Consider the following 19,255-nt stretch of genomic DNA (forward strand, 5'->3'; position numbering starts at 1 on the left):
CGAACACGCATTGCCGCATTCGCTGTCTTGACAATATTTTAACATGTTGCTAATGGTTAACTCACATCTTAAATAATAAACAAAGTTTAATATATGAAACTTTTAGCGGGCAGTTACGATAACGCAACGACGGTGGCTGATGAAAACGAGATCCTGCTCTCATTTCAATCACGCAGTCAGCGAGTTTACCAACAGCAACGCCATGAGTTGAATATGGCTTATGGGGATGCGCCGCGTGAAGTTTTTGACTGGTTTTATTCAACTGAAGAATATAAAGGCACGATAATATTTATTCACGGCGGCTATTGGCAGTTTTGTGATAAGCAGGATTTTGCTTTTATTGCCAGCACGCCATTGTCATTAGGCTTTGATGTGGTACTGGTGGAATATACCCTGGCGCCAGCGGCTAACTTGGCCGATATTTGTCAGCAAATTGGGGGCGCGCTGGATGCCATCGAGCGGCGGCTGAAGCCGCGTGGCGATAAACCGGTTTATCTCACAGGTCATTCTGCCGGTGGACATTTGGCAGCGTATTGGCAACACCATCCGCGGGTGCAGGCGGTGTTTCCCATCAGCGGCATTTTTGAGTTACAGCCGCTGCTGGCGAGCTACGTAAACCAGCAGCTAAAGCTGACCACCCAGCAGATAGAGGCCTTGAGCCCGGCGCGTAATATACCGCTATCTTTGAAGCCCATGGTGCTGTTTTACGGCGCGGCGGAACTGCCGGAGCTGATTGGGCAATCGCTTTATTATTATTCCGCATTGCGGGCGCAGGGGCTGCCGGTTAGCCGTTATGCGCTCCCCGGTGCTAATCATTACAGCGTGCTGGATGCGGTCTTTGCCGCCGATGGCGCTCTGCACCGTTTCCTGCTTACCGATGGAGAGTATCTTGATGCGCACAGTCATTGAAACCGGCCTGCCGGAGATCGGGCAACCTTTTTCCTGGGCGACCAAAGGCGGCGGGATGTTATTCACCGCCCATGGCCCGGTCCGCCAGGATGGCACTATTGAAACCGGCGATCCGGAAAAACAAATTACGCTGACGTTTGATAATTTAGCCACCACGCTGAAGGCCGCCAATAGCCATAGCGATAATGTATTACAGGTTATTGTTTATCTTACCGATGTTAATGACGTTAAACTGCTCGATAAAATCTATCAACAGTATTTTAATTATCCGTATCCCAACCGCTCAACGGTGATTGTTGATAAATTGGTGGTGCCAGGAATGAAAATAGAAATCACCGTTAGCGCCACAGCGTAATTAAATCTTCATAAAATAATATTCACCTGCTGATTCATTACATAATGAGTTAAGGATAATCTATGTTCGCACATATTACCCCGTCAACGCCCGATCCTATTATGTCACTGATGGAAGCCTATATGCAGGATGCTAATCCGCAAAAGGTTAATTTGGGTATCGGTCTGTATTACGATCATCAGGGTAATATTCCCCTGATGCAGGCCGTACATATTGCCGAACAGCGTTTACTGGAACAACAGCGGCCACATACTTACCCACCAATCGAAGGTTCTGCACTGTTTGCCCGCCAGATCCAGACGCTGCTGTTTGGTGAGCCGGCGGACCGTATTGCTACGGTACAAAGTGTGGGTGGCTCTGGCGCACTGAAACTGGGTGCCGATTTTATTTATCACTATCTGGCGCGCCGCGAAATCTGGGTTTCCGATCCTACCTGGGCCAACCACTGGGCGATCTTCGAAGGGGCTGGCTTGAAGGTGAATACCTACCCGTATTTTGACGATGCGTCTGGCCAACTGCGTTTGGAAGCCATGCTCGACATGCTTTCCACTTTGCCGGAGGGGGCAGTGGTATTGCTGCATCCGTGCTGCCATAACCCCACCGGCACCGATCTCAGCCCGGCGCAATGGCAAAGGGTGATCGATGTGGTGCAACAGCGTCGGCTACTGCCTTTCTTTGACATCGCGTATCAAGGCTTTGGCGATGGGCTGGACGAAGACTGCTTCGCGCTGCGGGCGATGTTGAAAACCGACGTGGATTTTCTGGTCAGCAACTCCTTTTCCAAGAACGTGGCGCTGTATGGCCAGCGTTTAGGGGGGCTATCGGTGCGCTGCGCTACGGCCGAGGCGGCGGCGAACGTAAAAGGTGCATTGAAGACGCTGATCCGCCGCAGTTATTCCTGCCCACCGACTCACGGTAGCCAGATTGTGGAAACCCTGCTGGCAGACCCGCAGCTATACCAACAGTGGGCCAGTGAGTTGACCACCATGCGTCAACGCATCAAACAGATGCGCGTTGGCCTGGCTGCTGGCCTGGAGCAGGGCGGTACCACGCTGGACTACACCCGCATTCGCGATCAAAAGGGCATGTTCAGCTACACCGGGTTGAATGAACGCCAGCTCGGTCAACTGCGGCAGCAATATTCCATTTATCTGGTGGCGCCCGGCAGGATGTGTCTGCCTGGCCTGAACCAGCAAAACCTGGACTATGTGACCGCCGCCATCCTTGACGTTACCCGTACCGCATAGAAAAGGTGAGCAACCATGAAAGATGCGAAACGTTTTGACGCTATCGCCCAGCGGCAGGATGGGCTGAAAAAGCACCTGACCGCCGGGCAGATGTCGATGCTGGCGATCGGTGGGGCCATTGGTACCGGCCTGTTTCTGGGGAGTGCTTACGCGATCCAGATGGCTGGGCCAAGCGTATTGCTGAGCTATTTCATCGGCGGGGTGATTGCGCTGCTGCTGATGGGATGCCTGGCGGAAATGACCTCCGAGCACCCAACCCCAGGATCGTTCGGCGATTATGCAGAGTTCTATCTCAGCCCGCTGTTTGGCTTTCTGGTGCGCTATTCCTATTGGTCTTGCGTGGTGTTGGCGGTGGGCACCGAGGTGACCGCCATCGGCATGTATATGCAGTTCTGGTTCCCAGGTACGCCGATCTGGCCGTGGGTGCTGTTGTTCTCGGCGGCGGTGATCGTCGTCAACGTGGTTGGGGTCAAGTCTTTTGGACAGGTGGAGTACGCCCTCTCTACCGTCAAGGTGGTGGCCATTTCAGCGTTTATCATGATTGGCATCGGCATCCTGGCGTTTTCCGCCAACCCGACCTTCGGCATCCGTAACTTCACCGACAACGGTGGCTTCTTCCCGTTCGGGGTGAAAGGCATGTGGTTTGCGGTGATCGTATCGATATTCAGCTATCTGAGTATTGAGATGATCGCGGTTGCCGCAGGGGAAGCGAAAAACCCGGTGGTTGCCGTGAAAAGTGCGTTTAAAGGTACCATTCTGCGGCTGTTTATCTTCTACATGATGTCGATAGCGCTGATGCTGGCCATCGTACCGTGGCGGCAGTCTGGCACTGGTGAAAGCCCGTTCCTGGTGGCGATGAACGTGATCCATCTGCCTGCCGCCGCCGGGATCTTTAACTTTGTGGTACTGATTGCGGCACTGTCTGCCATGAACAGCCAGCTGTATATCACCACCCGCATGATGTTTTCACTGTCCCGTGCCGGGCAGGCTCCGGCGGCGCTGGGGCGGCTTAGCAAACGGGGGATTCCGGTCAATGCGTTGGCGCTCTCCTGCGTGGGGATTATTGTCTCTATCGTGCTGAGTATTGCCGCCCCAGAGCAATCGTTCGCGGTGATGATGTCGATCTCGGTGTACGGTGCCTGTTTCACCTGGCTGATGATCTTTGTTACCCATCTGTTCTTCCGCCGCCAGCATACGCAGACGCACCTCAAGTTCCGCATGTGGGGTTATCCTTACTTTACCTTGGCGGGGGCGCTCCTGATGGCTGGCTTGATGATAACCACGTTGTTCACGGACTTCTTTAGAATGACGCTGTGGTTTGGCATTCCCTTCACCGCGCTGCTAGTCGCCATCTATTTTTACAGTCGACGAGGGCAGGCATCGGTTGCAGCTGAAGTACCGGTACAGAGTTTGGAGTAATGTTGACCGGGCTGCGGCCCGGCCAAGCACTAAAGCTGGCTTTTGGGGATGATGTGGTCGCCGAAGTTCAGACGTTGGCGGCCTGGCTCTGGTTCAGAGAGAGGGGCCACTTCTTTCAGGCTGTTTTTGCAGCGTAAGACCAACTCCTGATACTGGAGTGTGCCAGTGCGTTTCCAGGCTAATTCCTGTTCGGTCAGTTCGCGGATCACCCTTGCCGGGCTGCCAATCACCAGTTGGTTGGCGCCAATCTCCGCGGCGGCCTTGACGAAGGAACCCGCGCCGACGATGGAGTTCTCACCAATGATCGCACCGTCCATGATGACGGCATTCATGCCAATCATCGCGTTACGGCGCACGCGGCAGCCGTGCAATATGGCGCTGTGGCCGATATGCCCATCTTGTTCCACTACCGTGTCCTGCAGCGGGAAGCCGTGCATCACGCAGTTATCCTGAACGTTGGCACCGTCTTCGACCACAATGCGCCCAAAGTCGCCGCGCAGGCTGGCATTGGGGCCGATGTAGACGCCTTTGCCGATAATCACGTCGCCAATCAGTACCGCAGTGGGGTGAACATAGCTGCTGGGATCGACCACCGGCGTCAAACCGTCAATCTGATACACGGGCATAGCGCAAACTCCTCAAAATGTAGTGGGATCGCGCGGCAGTCCGCCAAAGCGGCGATAGTAACCGGCACTGGGTGCAGGTAAGGTGCCGATGGAGGTTTCTGCCAAAGCGCTGACATATTCCGTCGCGGCGCGATCCACTCGCTGATAGATATTGATGCACAGGTTGCGGGCGATTTGGCCCTCCCATTGAGCGGGTAACAGGGCATCTGGCAGCAGAGGATCTTTCAACACCACGCGGCGGAAAAAGTGGATTAATAATAGCTTAATCTGAAAGCATCGCAGGGGCGTCAGTTCCTGCTCGTCGGCTTCGCGCAGCAGGGCCATCAACGGGCGGAAGGAGACGATAAACTCATGGTAGTAACCGGCCACCTCGCTCAACGACCAGCAGCTGGCGACCATTTGGCGCAGCGTCTGTTCGGAACGGTTATAGGGATAGTCGGCACGGAAGTAGATCACCTGTTCACTGGCGTTGAGTTCGCCGAGCAGGGCGGTGACGTCGGTTTGCGCATGAGTGGGGGCGGCCATCAGGTTGTTGGCGATCTGGCCAAAGCCCAGCCAGCCCAGCTCTTTTTTCAGCCGCGCACGCTCGGTTTTTTCCGCACTTTCCAACAGCAGTAGCTCCCACTTGCCATCCCACTGCGGCTGTTCGCTGAGGTAGATTTTGGATTCGGCATGGCGAAACTGGCGCATACCCTGTTCGGTAACGCGGTAATAGCTGCGCCGCCCGATCTTCTCTACGTCCAGCCAACCCTCTTTTTGCAAACGAAACACTGAGGTACGCACGAAACGATCGCCGAAGCCCAAGGCTTCCAGCAGTGCGCTCAAGCTGCCCAGCCACACCTCACCACCACGATGGCTCAGCGCATCACCGTAGAGCGAGATGATCAGCGAGGTGCCGCTGATCGGTTGGGCACTTAACGCATGGCGGATAAAGTCGTCCAGTTTATGTTCCATATTTTTCCCTGGGTAAGCCTTTGCTGAGACACGACATTAGCATAAACGACAACGGCTTGCCCCTCACCCCAACCCTCTCCCACAGGGCTGAGGAATCCCCAGAAAAATCGAGATGAGAAATAGGCTGTTTTTTAGCCAAAATCGGACTAAAAAATAGCCTCAAGCAGACGAGAAGAAGTGGTTCGTCATTCTCTCACTGCCAATTTACGACCAAAATGGAACAGATTGATCGTAAAACACTCGCTCTAGTTCTCTGAAACCACTAAGAAAAAATTAGTGGGGATTCCTCAGCCCACAGGGAGAGGGAGCTGATAGCCCCTGCTCGTTTGGAAGTAAAGTGATAATCTCAGCAAACTCGGGCTTCTCTTCATCTCATCCAAGGTGAATCACTCTAATTTCAAACACACTCGATCGGTCCCCTATCTAAGGTGAGTCACTCTAATTTCAAGCGCACTCGATCGGTCCCCTCTCCTTTGGGAGAGGGTTAGGGTGAGGGGAAAAATCACCGTGGTCGCAGATCGATCACCCGCTGGGCCTTGCCTTCCGAACGTGGAATATCGCCACAGTTGGCAATGCTGACGTCGGTGCTGACCCCGACAATCGATTTGATATGGTGACGCAGCTGGTGGCAGATATCGCAACGCTGCTGGTGGTTGAGCGTAAGCGCCGACTCTTTCAGTTCCACCCGTACCGCCAAGGTATCCAGATGCCCGGCACGGCTCACCTGCAGCTGATAATGCGGCGACAGATGCTCGAACTGCATAATCTGTTCTTCGACCTGTGAAGGGAACACGTTCACGCCGCGAATGATCAGCATATCGTCGGAACGGCCGGTGATTTTGCCCATCCGGCGCATGTTGCGGGCATCCCCTGGCATTAGGTGGGTGAGGTCGCGCGTACGATAGCGGATCACCGGTAGAGCCTCTTTGGTCAGCGTGGTGAAAACCAGTTCGCCATGCTCGCCGTCAGTCTGTATCGCGCCCGTCTCCGGGTTGATGATCTCTGGCAGGAAGTGGTCTTCCCAGATAGTCGGGCCGCCGCCGCTTTCGGCACACTCCATCGCCACGCCTGGCCCCATCACTTCGGAAAGGCCGTAGATATCCAGCGCCTTGATCCCCATGCGTGACTCGATCTCATGGCGTAGAGATTCTGTCCAGGGTTCTGCACCAAACACGCCCAAACGCAGGGAGCAGTTGCGTGCATCGCCGCCCATTTTGCGTTCCAACTCGTCGATCAGCGTCAGGCAGTAGGACGGAGTCACCATGATCACGTCGGGCTTGAAATCCAGGATCAGCTGCACCTGCTTCTCCGTCTGGCCGCCGGACATCGGGATCACCGTCGCACCCAGGCGTTCTGCGCCATAGTGTGCGCCCAACCCGCCGGTAAACAGGCCGTAACCGTAGGCAACGTGGATTTTGTCTTTGGCCGTGGCCCCGGCAGAGCGCAGGCAGCGGGCGACAATATCGGCCCAGTTATCGATATCCCGCAGGGTATAACCTACTACCGTTGGGCGGCCTGTGGTGCCAGATGAAGCATGAATGCGTACTACCTGTTCCATCGGCACGGCAAAGGTGTCGAACGGGTAGTTGTCACGCAGGTCCTGCTTGGTGGTGTAAGGGAAAAACGCCAGATCGCTCAGTTGCTTCAGATCGCTCGGGTGAACGCCAGCCTGATCGAACTTGCGCTGATACATAGGTACGTTGTTGTAGGCATGGTGCAGGGTCCATTGCAGGCGTTCCAGTTGTAATGCTTCGATTTCGTCGCGTGAAGCAAATTCAATCGCGTCGATGGGCCGTGGATTTGTAGTCATCTTTTTAGCCTCGCAGGTGTTAGACACGCTCAATAATCATGGCAATGCCCTGACCGACGCCAATGCACATGGTGCACAGTGCGTAGCGGCCAGCGCGACGTTCCAGCTCAAACAGGGCGGCCAGCGCCAGGCGCGCACCGCTCATGCCCAATGGATGGCCAAGCGCGATGGCACCCCCGTTGGGATTGACCCGTTCGGCATCATCCGGCAGACCAAGCTGGCGCAATACCGCCAACGCCTGTGCGGCGAATGCTTCGTTAAGTTCAATGACGTCCATCTGAGCCAGGCTTAATCCGGCGATTTCCAGGACTTTGCGGGTCGCGGGCAGCGGGCCGATCCCCATCAATCGTGGCTCCACGCCGCAGGTGGCGGTGGCGACAATGCGTGCCCGTGGCGTCAGACCTTGCTGCAGGGCCATGGCTTCGGAAGCGACAATCAGCGCCGCCGCACCGTCGTTGACGCCAGAGGCATTACCAGCCGTGATACAGCCCGGCTGACGGAACGGTGTTTTCAGTTTTTGCAGCTGCTCCAACGTGGTTTCTGCACGCGGATGTTCGTCTTCGCTGAACTGAGTAATGGCCCCTTTTTTGCCGCTGAGGCTCACCGGGATAATTTCCTGTGCCAGGATCCCCCGCTGTTGTGCCAGAGCGGTGCGCTGCTGGCTGCGCAGGGCAAAGGCATCCTGATCGGCACGGCTGATGCCAAACTGTGCCGCGACGTTTTCGGCGGTTTCCGGCATGGAGTCGGTACCGAAAGCTTCATGCATCAGTGGGTTAACAAACCGCCAGCCGATAGTGGTGTCAAACAGCTGTGCCTGGCGGCTGAACGCGCTGTCCGCCTTGCCCATTACCAGCGGGGCTCTGGTCATGGATTCGGCCCCTCCGGCCAGGACCAGGCTGGCCTCTCCGGCCTTGATGCTGCGGGCCGCCATCGCCAACGCATCCAACCCTGAGCCGCATAGCCGGTTGATGGTGGTACCGGAAACGTTTTGCGGCAGCCCGGCCAGCAGCGCCGCCATACGTGCCAGATTGCGGTTGTCTTCCCCGGCCTGATTGGCGCAGCCGAGGATCACGTCATCCACCCGCGACCAATCCACATTAGGGTGGCGCTCTAGCAGAGCACGCAGCGGTAGGGCAGCTAAATCGTCAGCCCGCACGTTTGCCAGTGCGCCGCCGTAACGGCCAATCGGCGTGCGGACGCCGTCGCAAATAAAGGCCTGGTTCATGGCTGCTCTCCCAAAATGCTGTGGCCCAACCGATGGGCGCGGCCACGGAACCAGGCGACGGTTTTCCCCAGTTGGTTAACGATCTCAACGTCGTATAATCCGGTGGTTTTACCCTGATGGCGCACTTCCGCGCATGCGGTTAGGCGGTCGCCTGCCAGCGCAGGGCGGATAAAATCGATGGTGCAGCCAGAAGCGACCGCCGCCAGCCCCTGACTGTTGCAGGCATAAGCAAAGGCGGTATCTGCCAGGCTGAACAGTTGGCCACCGTGACAGGTCTGGTGGCCATTGAGCATCTGTGGGCCGACGGTCATGCTGACTTTGGCCATGCCGGCATCCACGGCATCGATGCGCATATCCATTGCCTGTGCGCAGGTATCTTGGCTAAACATCTGTTCGGCGCAACGCTGGGCCAGCGCGCGGGGAGTGTTGGCATTCATCAGCATTTGGCTCCTGAATAATGGGCGGCATAACGGCGCAGCAGCGGCATTGGGCGATAGCGGGGTTCCGCGTAATAACGTTGCAGGTTTTCCAGCGTGGTGAGAATTTGTTGCCAACCGAGCTTGCTGCCCCAAGCCAACGGACCTTGCGGGTAGTTGACGCCAAACCGCATGGCATCGTCGGTATCGGCGGCATTGGCCACGCCTTTATTCACCACGTCCAGGGCTTCATTAGCCAGCATGGCGACGGTGCGCATCACCAGCAGGCCCGGATAATCAGGCAGGTGGATCACCTGTTTACCCAGCAATTGCAGCAGGCGGATGACCTTGGCCGTGTGCGGCACCGCGTTCTGCTCGGCGCTGCTTATGGCGATAACGGGGACGTGCTGATAGTTGACGGACAGGTCGAACAGAACCACGGGCGATCCGATTTCTTCGGCGACTTGGCTTGCCGTTTTACCATTTGTTAACATAAATGTAACTTCATCGACCCGCGCAAACGGACTGGTCTGGCCAGAATGTTTGATCGCCGCCGCATTTCCCGTCAGCAACTGTGCAAACTCACCGATGGCCGACCAGTCGCCGTGCAACGTGACGGAATGAGGCAAGTCAGCCGTTACCGCCGAAGCAAAAGTTGCTGACGGTACGGCCTGCTCACTGCCATAGCGGTAGAAACCCCGGCCACTCTTGCGGCCCAAATGCCCGGCAGCCACCAGTTCCTGTTGCACCAGCGAAGGAGTAAAACGGCTGTCCTGATAGAAAGCGTGATAGACCGACTCGGTGACGGCATAGTTGACGTCTTGTCCGATAAGGTCGGTTAGTTGCAATGGTCCCATGGCGAAACCACCGGCATCACGCAGTACGGCGTCAAGGGTGGCCGGATCGGCAATCTGTTCTTCCAGAGCGCGCAGGGTTTCGCCGTAGAAAGGTCGGGCTACGCGGTTGACGATAAAGCCTGGCGTAGAACGGCACACGACGCTGTGTTTACCCCAATGCTGAGCCAAGACTTGCAGGCAGCTCAGCGTTTCCGGGCTGGTTTCCAGCCCTCCGACGATCTCCACCAGTTTCATTAGCGGAGCCGGGTTGAAGAAGTGCAGGCCCGCCATGCGCTGCGGGTGCTGAAGCGCGCTAGCGATGGCGGTAATAGAGAGTGAAGAGGTATTGCTGGCAAACAGCGTATCGGTGGAGCATATCGCCTCCAGATCGCGAAAAAGGCTCTGTTTGATCGCCAGCTTTTCCGCCACCGCTTCGATCACCAAGCTGCAGTCGGCCAGATCGCTCAACGAGCCAGTCAACTGAATATGTCCCAGCAGGGTTTCGGTGCTGTGGGCATCGGCTTTACCTGCCTCGACCCGTTTGCGTAGGCGTTGCTCGAGCTGTTCCAGCGCGCGGGAGGCGGCGGGCAGGGCGATATCGAACAGCTTGACCTGATGCCCTGCCGCAGCGGCTACCTGGGCAATCCCGATCCCCATGGTTCCAGCACCAATCACGGCCACCGTTGCGGAGGTGGCTAGGGTATTTATCGCCATTTTCTCTCTCATGGCTATTTCCCGCTGAAGTTCGGTGAACGTTTGGCGAAGAAGGCGCTGACGCCTTCGCGATAGTCTTCACTACGGCCACCCAGGCGCTGTAAATCGCGCTCTAAATCGAGCTGCTGGTCGAGCGTATTGCTGGCCGAGCTGTACATGGCTTTTTTAATCAGCCCCAGGCCGTAGGTAGGTTGGGTAGCAAGCTGTTTGGCCATGCTCTGGGTGTGGTCGGCCAGCTCGGCGGCAGCCACGACCTGCCAGATCATTCCCCACTCCAGCGCCTGCTGAGCGCTGATTTTGTCCCCCAGCAGCGCCATACCCATGGCTCGCGCATGCCCGGCCATGCGGGGTAGATACCAACTGCCGCCGGAGTCTGGCACCAGGCCCAGTTTGCAGAAGGATTGGATGAAGTTGGCGTTGTCGGCGGCCACCACGATGTCGCAGGCCATTGCCAGCGCGGCACCCGCTCCGGCAGCAACGCCGTTAACCGCGCAGACGATCGGCTTGGGTAGCGCGCTCAGGCGGCGGATCAGCGGGTTGTAAAAACGTTCTACGGACAGCCCAAGATCCGGAGGAGCCTGATCCACACTGACGTTACGATCGTTCAGATCCTGCCCGGCGCAGAAGCCACGCCCGGCACCGGTGATCAGCACGCAACGCACGCTGTCATCGCGTTCGGCTACGGTCAGCGCCTCGCTGAGCTGGTGGTGCATTTCATCGTTAAAGCTGTTGAGCCGGTCGGGGCGATTCAGGGTAATGGTCAACACCCCGGCTTCGATGTGGCTAAGAATGAATGCGTTTTCCATAAATCAGCGCCCTTGATAGTTCGGTGTACGTTTTTCGAAGAAGGCGGCAATGCCTTCCCGGCGATCTTCGGTGGCGGCCAGGGTGACAAACTGCTGGCGTTCCATCTGCAAGCCTTGGCTGAGGCCAGTTTCCTGCGCCTGTTTTAGCGCCTGTTTGGCCGCGCGCAGCGCCAGCGGCGCCTGTTGGCTGATGCGTTGGGCCAGTTGTTGAGTACGCTCCAGCGTTAATGCGTCGACGCAAACCTCGCTCACCAGCCCGGCTTGCAGTGCGCAGCGGGCGTCTATGGCTTCACCGGTCAGCACCATTTGATAGGCGCGGGACTTGCCCACGCTGCGGATCAGGCGTTGAGTACCACCGGCTCCAGGCATCAGGCCTAAAGTGATTTCCGGCAGGCCGAAGCGGGCGCTTTCGCCGCAAATCGTAATGTCGCAGGCCAGAGCCAGCTCACAGCCAGCACCGAGCGCGTAACCGTTCACCGCCGCCAGCAAGGGTTTGCTGAACTGGGCCAAGCGCTGCCATAGCAAAGGGCGGTGATCGAGCTGGGTGGCGGCGACATCCTGTTGCTGCAATTCGCGCAGATCGGCACCGGCGGCGAAGAACCGGGCGGCACCGGCGATCACCACGGCACCGACGTCGGTATCGCTATCGGCCTGTTCCAGTTGATAAACCAACTGCTCCAGGCAGGCGGTGCTCAAGGCGTTGCGGGCATCGGGGCGGTGCAGCGTCAGTGTGACCACGCGTTGCTGCTGTTCGCGCAGGATCCAAGGGGTTTCCATCGTCGGCTCCTAAACGTCAAAGTCCAGCACCACGCCTTCACCGCGTGGCCAGGACTGGCAGCTCAAGACATAACCTGCCGCCAACTGATCCGGCTCCAGGCTGTAGTTGATCGCCATATCCACCTCACCGGCCTTCAGCTTGCATTTGCAGGTGGCGCAGACGCCGCCTTTACAGGCATAGGGCAAATCGGCTCCTTGGCGCAATGCGGCATCCAGAATGCTGTCATCCTCGCTGCCGACGTCGATTTTGAGGCTGCGGCCGTCAAGACGGATCTCGACTTGAGTAGCGTTGCGGCTACCTGCATTGGCAGGCCGGGCGACGATGCCGCTGGTGTTGAAACGCTCGCTGTGAATACGCTCGGCAGGCATACCGGCCAGCTCCAGCACGGTGTGCGCGTCGTCCATCATCGCTTCCGGGCCGCAGATAAAGGCGTGGTCGAACTCGTTGAAGTCCACCAACGTGTTACCCAGCGCGGTCAGATGGTCACGGTCGATGCGGCCACTGAGCAGTGGGCTGTCGAGATTTTCCTGGCTAAAGAGATACAGCGGCTGGAAGCGCTGTGGATAACGGTTTTTCAGATCCGAGAGGGCTTCTTTAAACATCACCGAGCGGCTGGTGCGGTTGCCGTAGATCAGCGTGAACTGGCTGTTGGGTTCCAATTGCAACGTCGCCTTGATGATCGACAGCATCGGTGTGATGCCAGAACCGGCGGCAATCGCCAGATAGTTGCCCTGGGTTTGTGCCTGCGGCTGGTAACCAAAACGGCCCTGCGGCAGCATCACTTCCAACTCATCGCCCACCTGCAAACTTTGGTTGATAAACGAAGAGAAGCGCCCCTGATGGATCGCCTTGATGCCGATTTGCAATACGCCATCCTGCGGTGCGCTACAGATGGAGTAGCAGCGGCGCAGCTCTTCGCCATTGACCCGCGCTTTGAGCGTGAGGTGCTGGCCGGGGGTATAGCCGTAATGGGATTTCAGTTCGTCCGGGACGCGCAGCGTGATGGCTACGGCGTCCGGGGTTTCGCGCTCGATGGCTGCGACATTCAGGCGATGAAAGACCGTCATGGTTTTCAGTACTCCTAAATACATTTGAAATAGTCGAACGGTTCCCGACATTCGCAGCAGCGGTAAAGCGCTTTGCAGGCGGTGGAACCGAACTCGCTGATCTTTTCCGTGTGCTCGCTGCCGCAACGGGGGCACTGCACCGGGCCGTTGGCTAAAGGCTTCTCACAGGTTTGCCCCTGCGGTGGTGCCACGCCGTATTCACGCAGGCGCTGGCGAGCATCCGCATTCATCCAGTCGGTGGTCCAGGCCGGGCTGAGGCTGATGGTGATCTTCACCGGGCTGAAACCCGCCTCGTTCAGCGTCTGTTCAATGGCGTTGAGCAGGAACTCGGTCGCCGGGCAGCCGGAATAGGTTGGGGTAAAGGTGATGTGCCAGCCTGCACCATCGCGCTCTACGTCACGTACCATGCCCAGATCGGTAATGGACAGTACCGGCAGTTCGGGATCGCTGATCTGCTGTAAGCAGTGCCAGATCTGCGGGATCTCGGCCGGTTGCAGTCGGGTGATATTCATCATTGCTTCTACCAGCTGCAGTTCGGGTAAGCGCGTGGCAGAAACTGCATCTCTGCCAACATTGGGCCGAGGTGTTCAGTGTGCCGCCCTTGCTTGCCGCCGTGGCGAAATGCCTGCTCGGTGGGCAGCGCGAGCGTGGCCTGTTGCAGCGTATCGTTCACCATCGCCTGCCACGGTGCCTGCAATTGGCGTGGATCGACGGCAATACCCCGTTCGGCCAATTGCAGCTCAATCTCGTCGGCGTGGAACAGCTCGGCGGTAAAGCGCCACAGATCGTTTAATGACTGCTGGATCTTCTGGTGGCTGATTTCACTGCCGTCACCCAGGCGGATCATCCAGCCGTGGCTGAAGCGCAGGTGATAATCCGCTTCCTTCAGCGATTTGGCGGCGATGGCGGCCAGTTGGCCGTCTTTGCTGCGGCTCAATTCCCGGTGCAGCAGCACGTGGTAGGTATCGAGCAAGAACTGGCGTACCAGCGTGTCGTTAAAGCCGCCGTTGGGCTGTTCTGCCAACAGCAGGTTGTGGAATTCACGTTCGTCGCGGCCGAAGGCCAGGCTGTCTTCGCTGTGCTGCGGGCCGGAAAGCTCGGCGGCATAGGCCAGAAAATTGCGCGCCTGGCCCAGCAGATCGAGGCCAATATTGGCCAGTGCCAGGTCGATCTCCAGCTCAGGAGCATGACCACACCAAGCGCACAGGCGCTGTGCCAGAATGAGCGGTGTATCGCCCAAGCGCAGGGCATAGCTGATTATTGCTGCGTTACTCATCGTCATGGCCTGCCTCTACATGTTCTTGATGCCGTCGGGGATGGTGTAGAACGTGGGATGACGGTAGATTTTGTCGTCGGAAGGATCGAAGAATGCCGCCCGATCCTCCGCTTGAGAGGCGATCAGATGGCAGGATTGCACCACCCAGATCGAACAGCCCTCACTGCGTCGGGTGTAGGCATCGCGGGCGTTTTCCAGCGCCATCTGATCGTCTGCAGCATGCAGGCTGCCCACGTGGCGATGGGCCAAACCCTGCTTGCTGCGGATAAACACTTCATACAACGGCCATTCGGCGTGAGTCATTTTTCTCTCCTCGATTAAGCTGCATTTGCCGCGCGTTTGCTGGCATGTGCCATGGCACCATCCCGTACCCAACTGCCTTCGTCCCAGGCTTTACGCTTGGCTTGCAGGCGTTCGTGGTTGCACTGCCCACGCCCCTGGATCACGTCGTGCAGCTCTGCCCAGTCGATCTCGCCAAAGCGGTAATGTCCGCTGGCTTCATCCCATGCCAAATCGGCATCGGGGGCGGTCATGCCCAGGGCTTCCAGTTGCGGTACGGTGTTGTCGATAAACTTCTGCCGCAGCTCGTCATTGCTGTGGCGTTTGATTTTCCAGGCCATGCTCTGTGCGCTGTGGGGGGAATCGCTATCGTTGGGGCCAAACATCATCAGCGCTGGCCACCAGAAGCGGTTGATGGCGTCCTGTAACATGGCCTTTTGCGCTTCGCTGCCCTGGGCCATCACCATCACGGCTTCATAGCCTTGACGCTGGTGGAAGCTCTCTTCTTTACAGATTTTCACCATCGCCCTGGCATAGGGGCCGTAAGAGGCACGGCACAGAGCTACCTGATTGACGATGGCGGCACCGTCGACCAGCCAGCCGATCACGCCAATGTCAGCCCAGTTCAGCGTTGGATAGTTGAAGATCGAGGAGTACTTCATCTGACCGGCGAGCATCTTTTGGTAGATATCCTGGCGGGTGCAGCCGAGGGTTTCCGCCGCGCTGTACAGATAAAGACCGTGCCCGGCCTCATCCTGGACTTTCGCCAGTAACACCGCTTTGCGCCGCAGGGAAGGGGCGCGGGTCAGCCAATTGGCTTCAGGCAACATGCCGACCACTTCGGAATGCGCATGTTGGCCGATTTGCCGGATCAGGTTGCGGCGATAGGCATCCGGCATCCAGTCTTTGGCTTCGATGGAGATATCGGCGGCGATCTTGTCGTCAAAGTGCTGCTGAAATTGTGCGTCAGTTGTCATACTTGCCTCTTGGTGATTCATGTTTTTCACATTAAAACCAAAAATGTGAATCACTTTAACTAACCTTAAAGTTACAAGTTGATAACAGCAAGATCAAATGCAAATACTGTGATTTTTCGATGGCTATCACAATGTATTTAGTTATTTTGTTGATTTTAATTATTATTTGTTTTTCTGGGTTATCGATCAAGTTGGCGTTAACGCATCGGTTTGATGATTTTGTTTTGCTTTTGTTAAATTTTAACCTGGCGCAGAGTGGAAAATATGTGATACATCATTAATATTGATGGTGTCTATTTATGAATTCCGGAGGAGCAAATGCAGCAGTTAACCAGTTACCTTTCTGGCGCTTGGGTGTACGGCCAGGGGCAATCCCGCCAGATCCAGCATGCCGTGACCGGCGAGCCTTTGTATCAGGTCTGCTCCGACGGGCTGCCGTTGGCCGCCAGCCTGAGCTATGCCCGCAAGCTGGGCGGCACGGCGCTGGCAAAGATGACGTTTCAGCAGCGCGCCCAGATGATGAAAGCGGTGGCTAAACACCTGCTGGCTAATAAAGAAGCGCTGTATCAGATCTCCTATCAAACCGGCGCCACGCGCAATGACAGCTGGGTTGATATCGAAGGTGGTATCGCCACGCTGTTCTCCTATGCGGGATTGGCAGGGCGCGAATTGCCGGACGATACGCTGTGGCCGGAAGATGAACTGATCCCACTTTCCAAGCAATCGCAGTTTGCCGCACGCCATGTGCTGACCTTTCGCCCTGGCGTTGCGCTGCATATCAACGCCTTCAACTTCCCTTGCTGGGGAATGTTGGAGAAGCTGGCACCTACCTGGCTGGCGGGGATGCCGGCCATCATCAAACCCGCCACCGCTTCGGCACAGCTAACACAGGCGATGGTGAAGCTGATTATCGACAGCGGGCTGGTGCCGGAAGGAGCTTTGCAACTGATCTGCGGCGGCGTGGGCGATATGTTCGATCACCTCGATTATCAGGATGCGGTGACCTTTACCGGCTCGGCGCAAACCGGGCAGAAGCTACGTTCCCACCCGCGCCTGCTGGAAAAATCCATCGCCTTTACCATGGAAGCCGACTCGTTAAACTGCTGCGTGTTAGGGGAGGACGTGACGCCAGAGATGCCGGAGTTTGCGCTGTTTATCAAAGAGGTCAGCCGCGAAATGACCAGCAAGGCGGGGCAAAAGTGTACTGCTATCCGGCGCATTATCGTTCCGGCGGCCCGCATTGCCGAGGTACAGCAAGCGCTGTTGCAGCGGCTGGCGGGCGTAAAAATTGGCGACCCAGTGTTGGAGCAAGTGCGGATGGGGGCGTTGGTCAATCAGGAACAGCGCGACGACGTGCAGCAAAAGGTGGAATTCCTGATGCGCAATGGCTGTGAGCCACTCTGTGGCGCTACGCTGGATAAATTGGAGGTGGTGGGCGATGGCGCGCAATCAGGCGCGTTTTATCCGATCACCCTGCTGTACTGCGCCGATCCGTTCCGCCATCAGGCCGTACATGGCACCGAGGCGTTTGGCCCGGTGGCGACGCTGATGCCTTATCAAACTACCGAACAGGCCATTGAGTTGGCGTTGCTGGGGCAAGGTAGCCTGGCCGGATCGTTGGTGACGGCTGATGCGGAGCTGGCGTCACAGTTTATTCGAGCAACCGCCTGCGCACACGGCCGTATGTTGGTGCTGGATCGCCACGCGGCTACTGAATCGACCGGCCACGGCTCACCATTGCCTTTGCTGGTGCACGGCGGGCCTGGGCGAGCAGGCGGTGGGGAAGAGCTTGGTGGGCTGCGGGCGGTAAAACACTATATGCAGCGCACGGCAATCCAGGGCAGCCCGTCGATGCTGGCGGCCATCAGCCGTGAATGGGTTCGGGGTGCCGACGTGGTGGAGGAGCAGGTACACCCGTTCCGCAAATACTTTGAGCAGTTGCAGATTGGCGAAAGCTTGCTGACTGCCCGCCGTACCATTACCGAAGCCGATCTTGTCAACTTTGCCTGCCTGAGCGGCGATCATTTCTACGCGCATATGGACAAGATCGGTGCGGCGGAATCACTGTTTGGTGAGCGAGTGGCCCACGGTTACTTTGTGTTGTCTGCCGCCGCCGGGCTGTTTGTCGATCCGGGCGTCGGGCCGGTGATTGCCAACTACGGCATGGAAAACCTGCGTTTTATCGAACCGGTGAAGATTGGCGACACCATTCAGGTGCGGTTGACCTGTAAAAAGAAAATCCGTAAGCCGCAAAAAACCGCCGAGGATCGTCCGCATGGCGTGGTGGTCTGGGATGTACAGGTGCTCAACCAGCATCAGCAGGCCGTCGCGCTGTATAGCATTCTGACGCTGGTGGCGCGCCAGGAAGGGGATTTCAACACGGAACACTAAGGCTGGATCGTCGGGGGCATCATGTTAAGATGCCCCATAATTTGCTGAAATGATCTACACATGACTATTCAACAGCTTACCCTCAATGGTTTTCGTTCCATCCGTAATGTGCAGCTTACTCTTGGCCGTGTAAATGTGATCAGTGGCCCAAACGGATGTGGTAAATCCAACCTGTATAAAGCCGTGCGATTAATCCATGAAGCAGCCAGTGGGCGGCTTTCGCTCGCCTTGGCAGAAGAGGGTGGCATTCAAAATGCGATGTGGGCGGGTGGAGCACGCTTGGGCGATAAACGCGGCGATCCCAAACGGATGATCCTGTCGGCCACCCTGGAGGATTTTGATTATGAAATCCAGCTTGGCTTTCCCCCTCCCGATAATAGTTCTGAGCCAAGCCTGTTTACGCTGGATCCACTGGTCAAGCAGGAGTCGCTGTGGCTGAGTGGGCATCGGCGCCGTAATTCGATGCGTCTGTTGGAACGCGTTAATCAAACCGCATTTCTCACCAATATTCAGGGGGAAAGGGCGGCTTACGCCGGAGTGTTATATGCGGAAGAATCGGTATTTGGTCAGTTGTCCGATCCGCATCTCTACCCCGAGTTATCACAGGCCAGGGAAATTCTGCGGCAATGGCGTTTTTACCATGAGTTTGCGGTTTGGCCGGGTTCACCGCTGCGTGTCCCACAGGTTGGTATTCGTGCCCCGGTGCTGGCGCATGATGGTAGTAATCTGGCGGCGGCATTCAGAACCATCATCGAGATTGGCAATGGTAATTTATTGTGCGGCATTCTGCGGCGGGCTTTCCCTGATTCTGAGTTTGAGGTGCAGGCACCGCAGGGGCGTTTTGAACTGTTGATGCATCGAGAGGGGATCCTGCGGCCGCTTGAAGCGGCAGAACTCTCCGACGGTACGCTGCGCTTTCTGTGTCTGGCGGTGGCTATGCTCAGCCCAAGACCTCCGGCCTTTATGGCATTGAACGAGCCGGAGAACAGTTTACACCCAGATCTGTTGCCCGCGTTGGCACAACTGATTGCTGAAGCCAGTCGCTACAGTCAGCTGTGGGTGACCAGCCATTCTCCGTTACTGGCGGATTTGATTGCCGAGCATTGTGCCGTAACGCATTACCAGCTCACTCAACAGCAGGGGGAAACCATCGTTGCGCAGCAAGCCTGA

General features: G+C 57.1%; 19 protein-coding genes. 6 read left to right on the plus strand and 13 right to left on the minus strand.

Translation table 11 applies throughout. The features are described from left to right. Positions 1-93: 93 nt before the first annotated feature. From ACMV5H_RS18435 to ACMV5H_RS18450, 4 genes are all read left to right on the plus strand, one after another. A complete protein-coding gene (locus ACMV5H_RS18435) occupies positions 94-909 on the plus strand; it encodes an alpha/beta hydrolase (protein ID WP_021805761.1) in 816 nt (271 codons plus the stop codon). Beyond that, the gene (locus ACMV5H_RS18440) at positions 893-1,264 is read left to right on the plus strand and encodes a RidA family protein (protein ID WP_021805760.1); all 372 of its coding nucleotides are present in this window, start codon (positions 893-895) and stop codon (positions 1,262-1,264) included. Before ACMV5H_RS18435 ends, ACMV5H_RS18440 begins: the two co-directional genes overlap by 17 nt. A gap of 62 nt (positions 1,265-1,326) precedes the next feature. Next, entirely contained in the window at positions 1,327-2,511 is a 1,185-nt protein-coding gene (locus tag ACMV5H_RS18445; protein ID WP_021805759.1) for an aromatic amino acid transaminase, read from the plus strand. 15 nt (positions 2,512-2,526) lie between these two features. Then, a complete protein-coding gene (locus ACMV5H_RS18450; protein ID WP_414822261.1) occupies positions 2,527-3,930 on the plus strand; it encodes an amino acid permease in 1,404 nt (467 codons plus the stop codon). A gap of 29 nt (positions 3,931-3,959) precedes the next feature. Here ACMV5H_RS18450 and paaY read toward each other — a convergent pair whose 3' ends face one another. From paaY to paaA, 13 genes are all read right to left on the minus strand, one after another. Continuing rightward, positions 3,960-4,556: a phenylacetic acid degradation protein PaaY gene (gene paaY, locus ACMV5H_RS18455; protein WP_414822262.1), complete on the minus strand. Its 597-nt coding sequence runs from the start codon at positions 4,554-4,556 to the stop codon at positions 3,960-3,962. Between the two features lie 12 nt (positions 4,557-4,568). After that, on the minus strand, positions 4,569-5,510 hold the full coding sequence (gene paaX / locus ACMV5H_RS18460) for a phenylacetic acid degradation operon negative regulatory protein PaaX (protein WP_368439197.1): 942 nt from the start codon (positions 5,508-5,510) through the stop codon (positions 4,569-4,571). A 502-nt stretch (positions 5,511-6,012) separates the two neighbouring features. Beyond that, a complete protein-coding gene (paaK, locus tag ACMV5H_RS18465; protein WP_414822263.1) occupies positions 6,013-7,320 on the minus strand; it encodes a phenylacetate--CoA ligase PaaK in 1,308 nt (435 codons plus the stop codon). 19 nt (positions 7,321-7,339) lie between these two features. Further along, positions 7,340-8,545: a 3-oxoadipyl-CoA thiolase gene (pcaF, locus tag ACMV5H_RS18470; RefSeq protein ID WP_414822264.1), complete on the minus strand. Its 1,206-nt coding sequence runs from the start codon at positions 8,543-8,545 to the stop codon at positions 7,340-7,342. Continuing rightward, entirely contained in the window at positions 8,542-8,982 is a 441-nt protein-coding gene (gene paaI, locus ACMV5H_RS18475; protein WP_024485592.1) for a hydroxyphenylacetyl-CoA thioesterase PaaI, read from the minus strand. Before paaI ends, pcaF begins: the two co-directional genes overlap by 4 nt. Then, positions 8,982-10,523, minus strand: coding sequence for a 3-hydroxyacyl-CoA dehydrogenase (locus tag ACMV5H_RS18480; RefSeq protein WP_414822265.1), 1,542 nt, complete (start codon positions 10,521-10,523; stop codon positions 8,982-8,984). Before ACMV5H_RS18480 ends, paaI begins: the two co-directional genes overlap by 1 nt. Positions 10,524-10,525: 2 nt before the next feature. Next, positions 10,526-11,317, minus strand: a complete 792-nt coding sequence (paaG, locus tag ACMV5H_RS18485; RefSeq protein WP_414822266.1) for a 2-(1,2-epoxy-1,2-dihydrophenyl)acetyl-CoA isomerase PaaG — start codon at positions 11,315-11,317, stop codon at positions 10,526-10,528. 3 nt (positions 11,318-11,320) lie between these two features. Beyond that, a complete protein-coding gene (paaF, locus tag ACMV5H_RS18490) occupies positions 11,321-12,094 on the minus strand; it encodes a 2,3-dehydroadipyl-CoA hydratase PaaF (RefSeq protein ID WP_179252791.1) in 774 nt (257 codons plus the stop codon). 9 nt (positions 12,095-12,103) lie between these two features. Then, positions 12,104-13,162 (minus strand): 1,2-phenylacetyl-CoA epoxidase subunit PaaE, encoded by a 1,059-nt coding sequence (gene paaE / locus ACMV5H_RS18495; RefSeq protein ID WP_021180888.1) that lies wholly within the window; start codon positions 13,160-13,162, stop codon positions 12,104-12,106. A 14-nt stretch (positions 13,163-13,176) separates the two neighbouring features. Next, complete coding sequence (gene paaD / locus ACMV5H_RS18500) at positions 13,177-13,674, minus strand: 1,2-phenylacetyl-CoA epoxidase subunit PaaD (protein WP_094983088.1); 498 nt, start codon at positions 13,672-13,674, stop codon at positions 13,177-13,179. Positions 13,675-13,682: 8 nt separating this feature from the next. Next, positions 13,683-14,444, minus strand: a complete 762-nt coding sequence (paaC, locus tag ACMV5H_RS18505; protein ID WP_414822267.1) for a 1,2-phenylacetyl-CoA epoxidase subunit PaaC — start codon at positions 14,442-14,444, stop codon at positions 13,683-13,685. Between the two features lie 9 nt (positions 14,445-14,453). After that, positions 14,454-14,741 (minus strand): 1,2-phenylacetyl-CoA epoxidase subunit PaaB, encoded by a 288-nt coding sequence (gene paaB, locus ACMV5H_RS18510; protein WP_021180891.1) that lies wholly within the window; start codon positions 14,739-14,741, stop codon positions 14,454-14,456. 14 nt (positions 14,742-14,755) lie between these two features. Continuing rightward, positions 14,756-15,694 (minus strand): 1,2-phenylacetyl-CoA epoxidase subunit PaaA, encoded by a 939-nt coding sequence (paaA, locus tag ACMV5H_RS18515; protein WP_021180892.1) that lies wholly within the window; start codon positions 15,692-15,694, stop codon positions 14,756-14,758. Between the two features lie 318 nt (positions 15,695-16,012). Here paaA and paaZ point away from each other — a divergent pair, with 318 nt between their 5' ends. After that, positions 16,013-18,085, plus strand: coding sequence for a phenylacetic acid degradation bifunctional protein PaaZ (gene paaZ / locus ACMV5H_RS18520; protein ID WP_414822268.1), 2,073 nt, complete (start codon positions 16,013-16,015; stop codon positions 18,083-18,085). A gap of 60 nt (positions 18,086-18,145) precedes the next feature. After that, positions 18,146-19,255 (plus strand): AAA family ATPase, encoded by a 1,110-nt coding sequence (locus ACMV5H_RS18525; RefSeq protein WP_179252787.1) that lies wholly within the window; start codon positions 18,146-18,148, stop codon positions 19,253-19,255.

This window comes from Serratia sp. N21D137, from assembly GCF_047530005.1.
Classification (GTDB): domain Bacteria; phylum Pseudomonadota; class Gammaproteobacteria; order Enterobacterales; family Enterobacteriaceae; genus Chania; species Chania fonticola_B.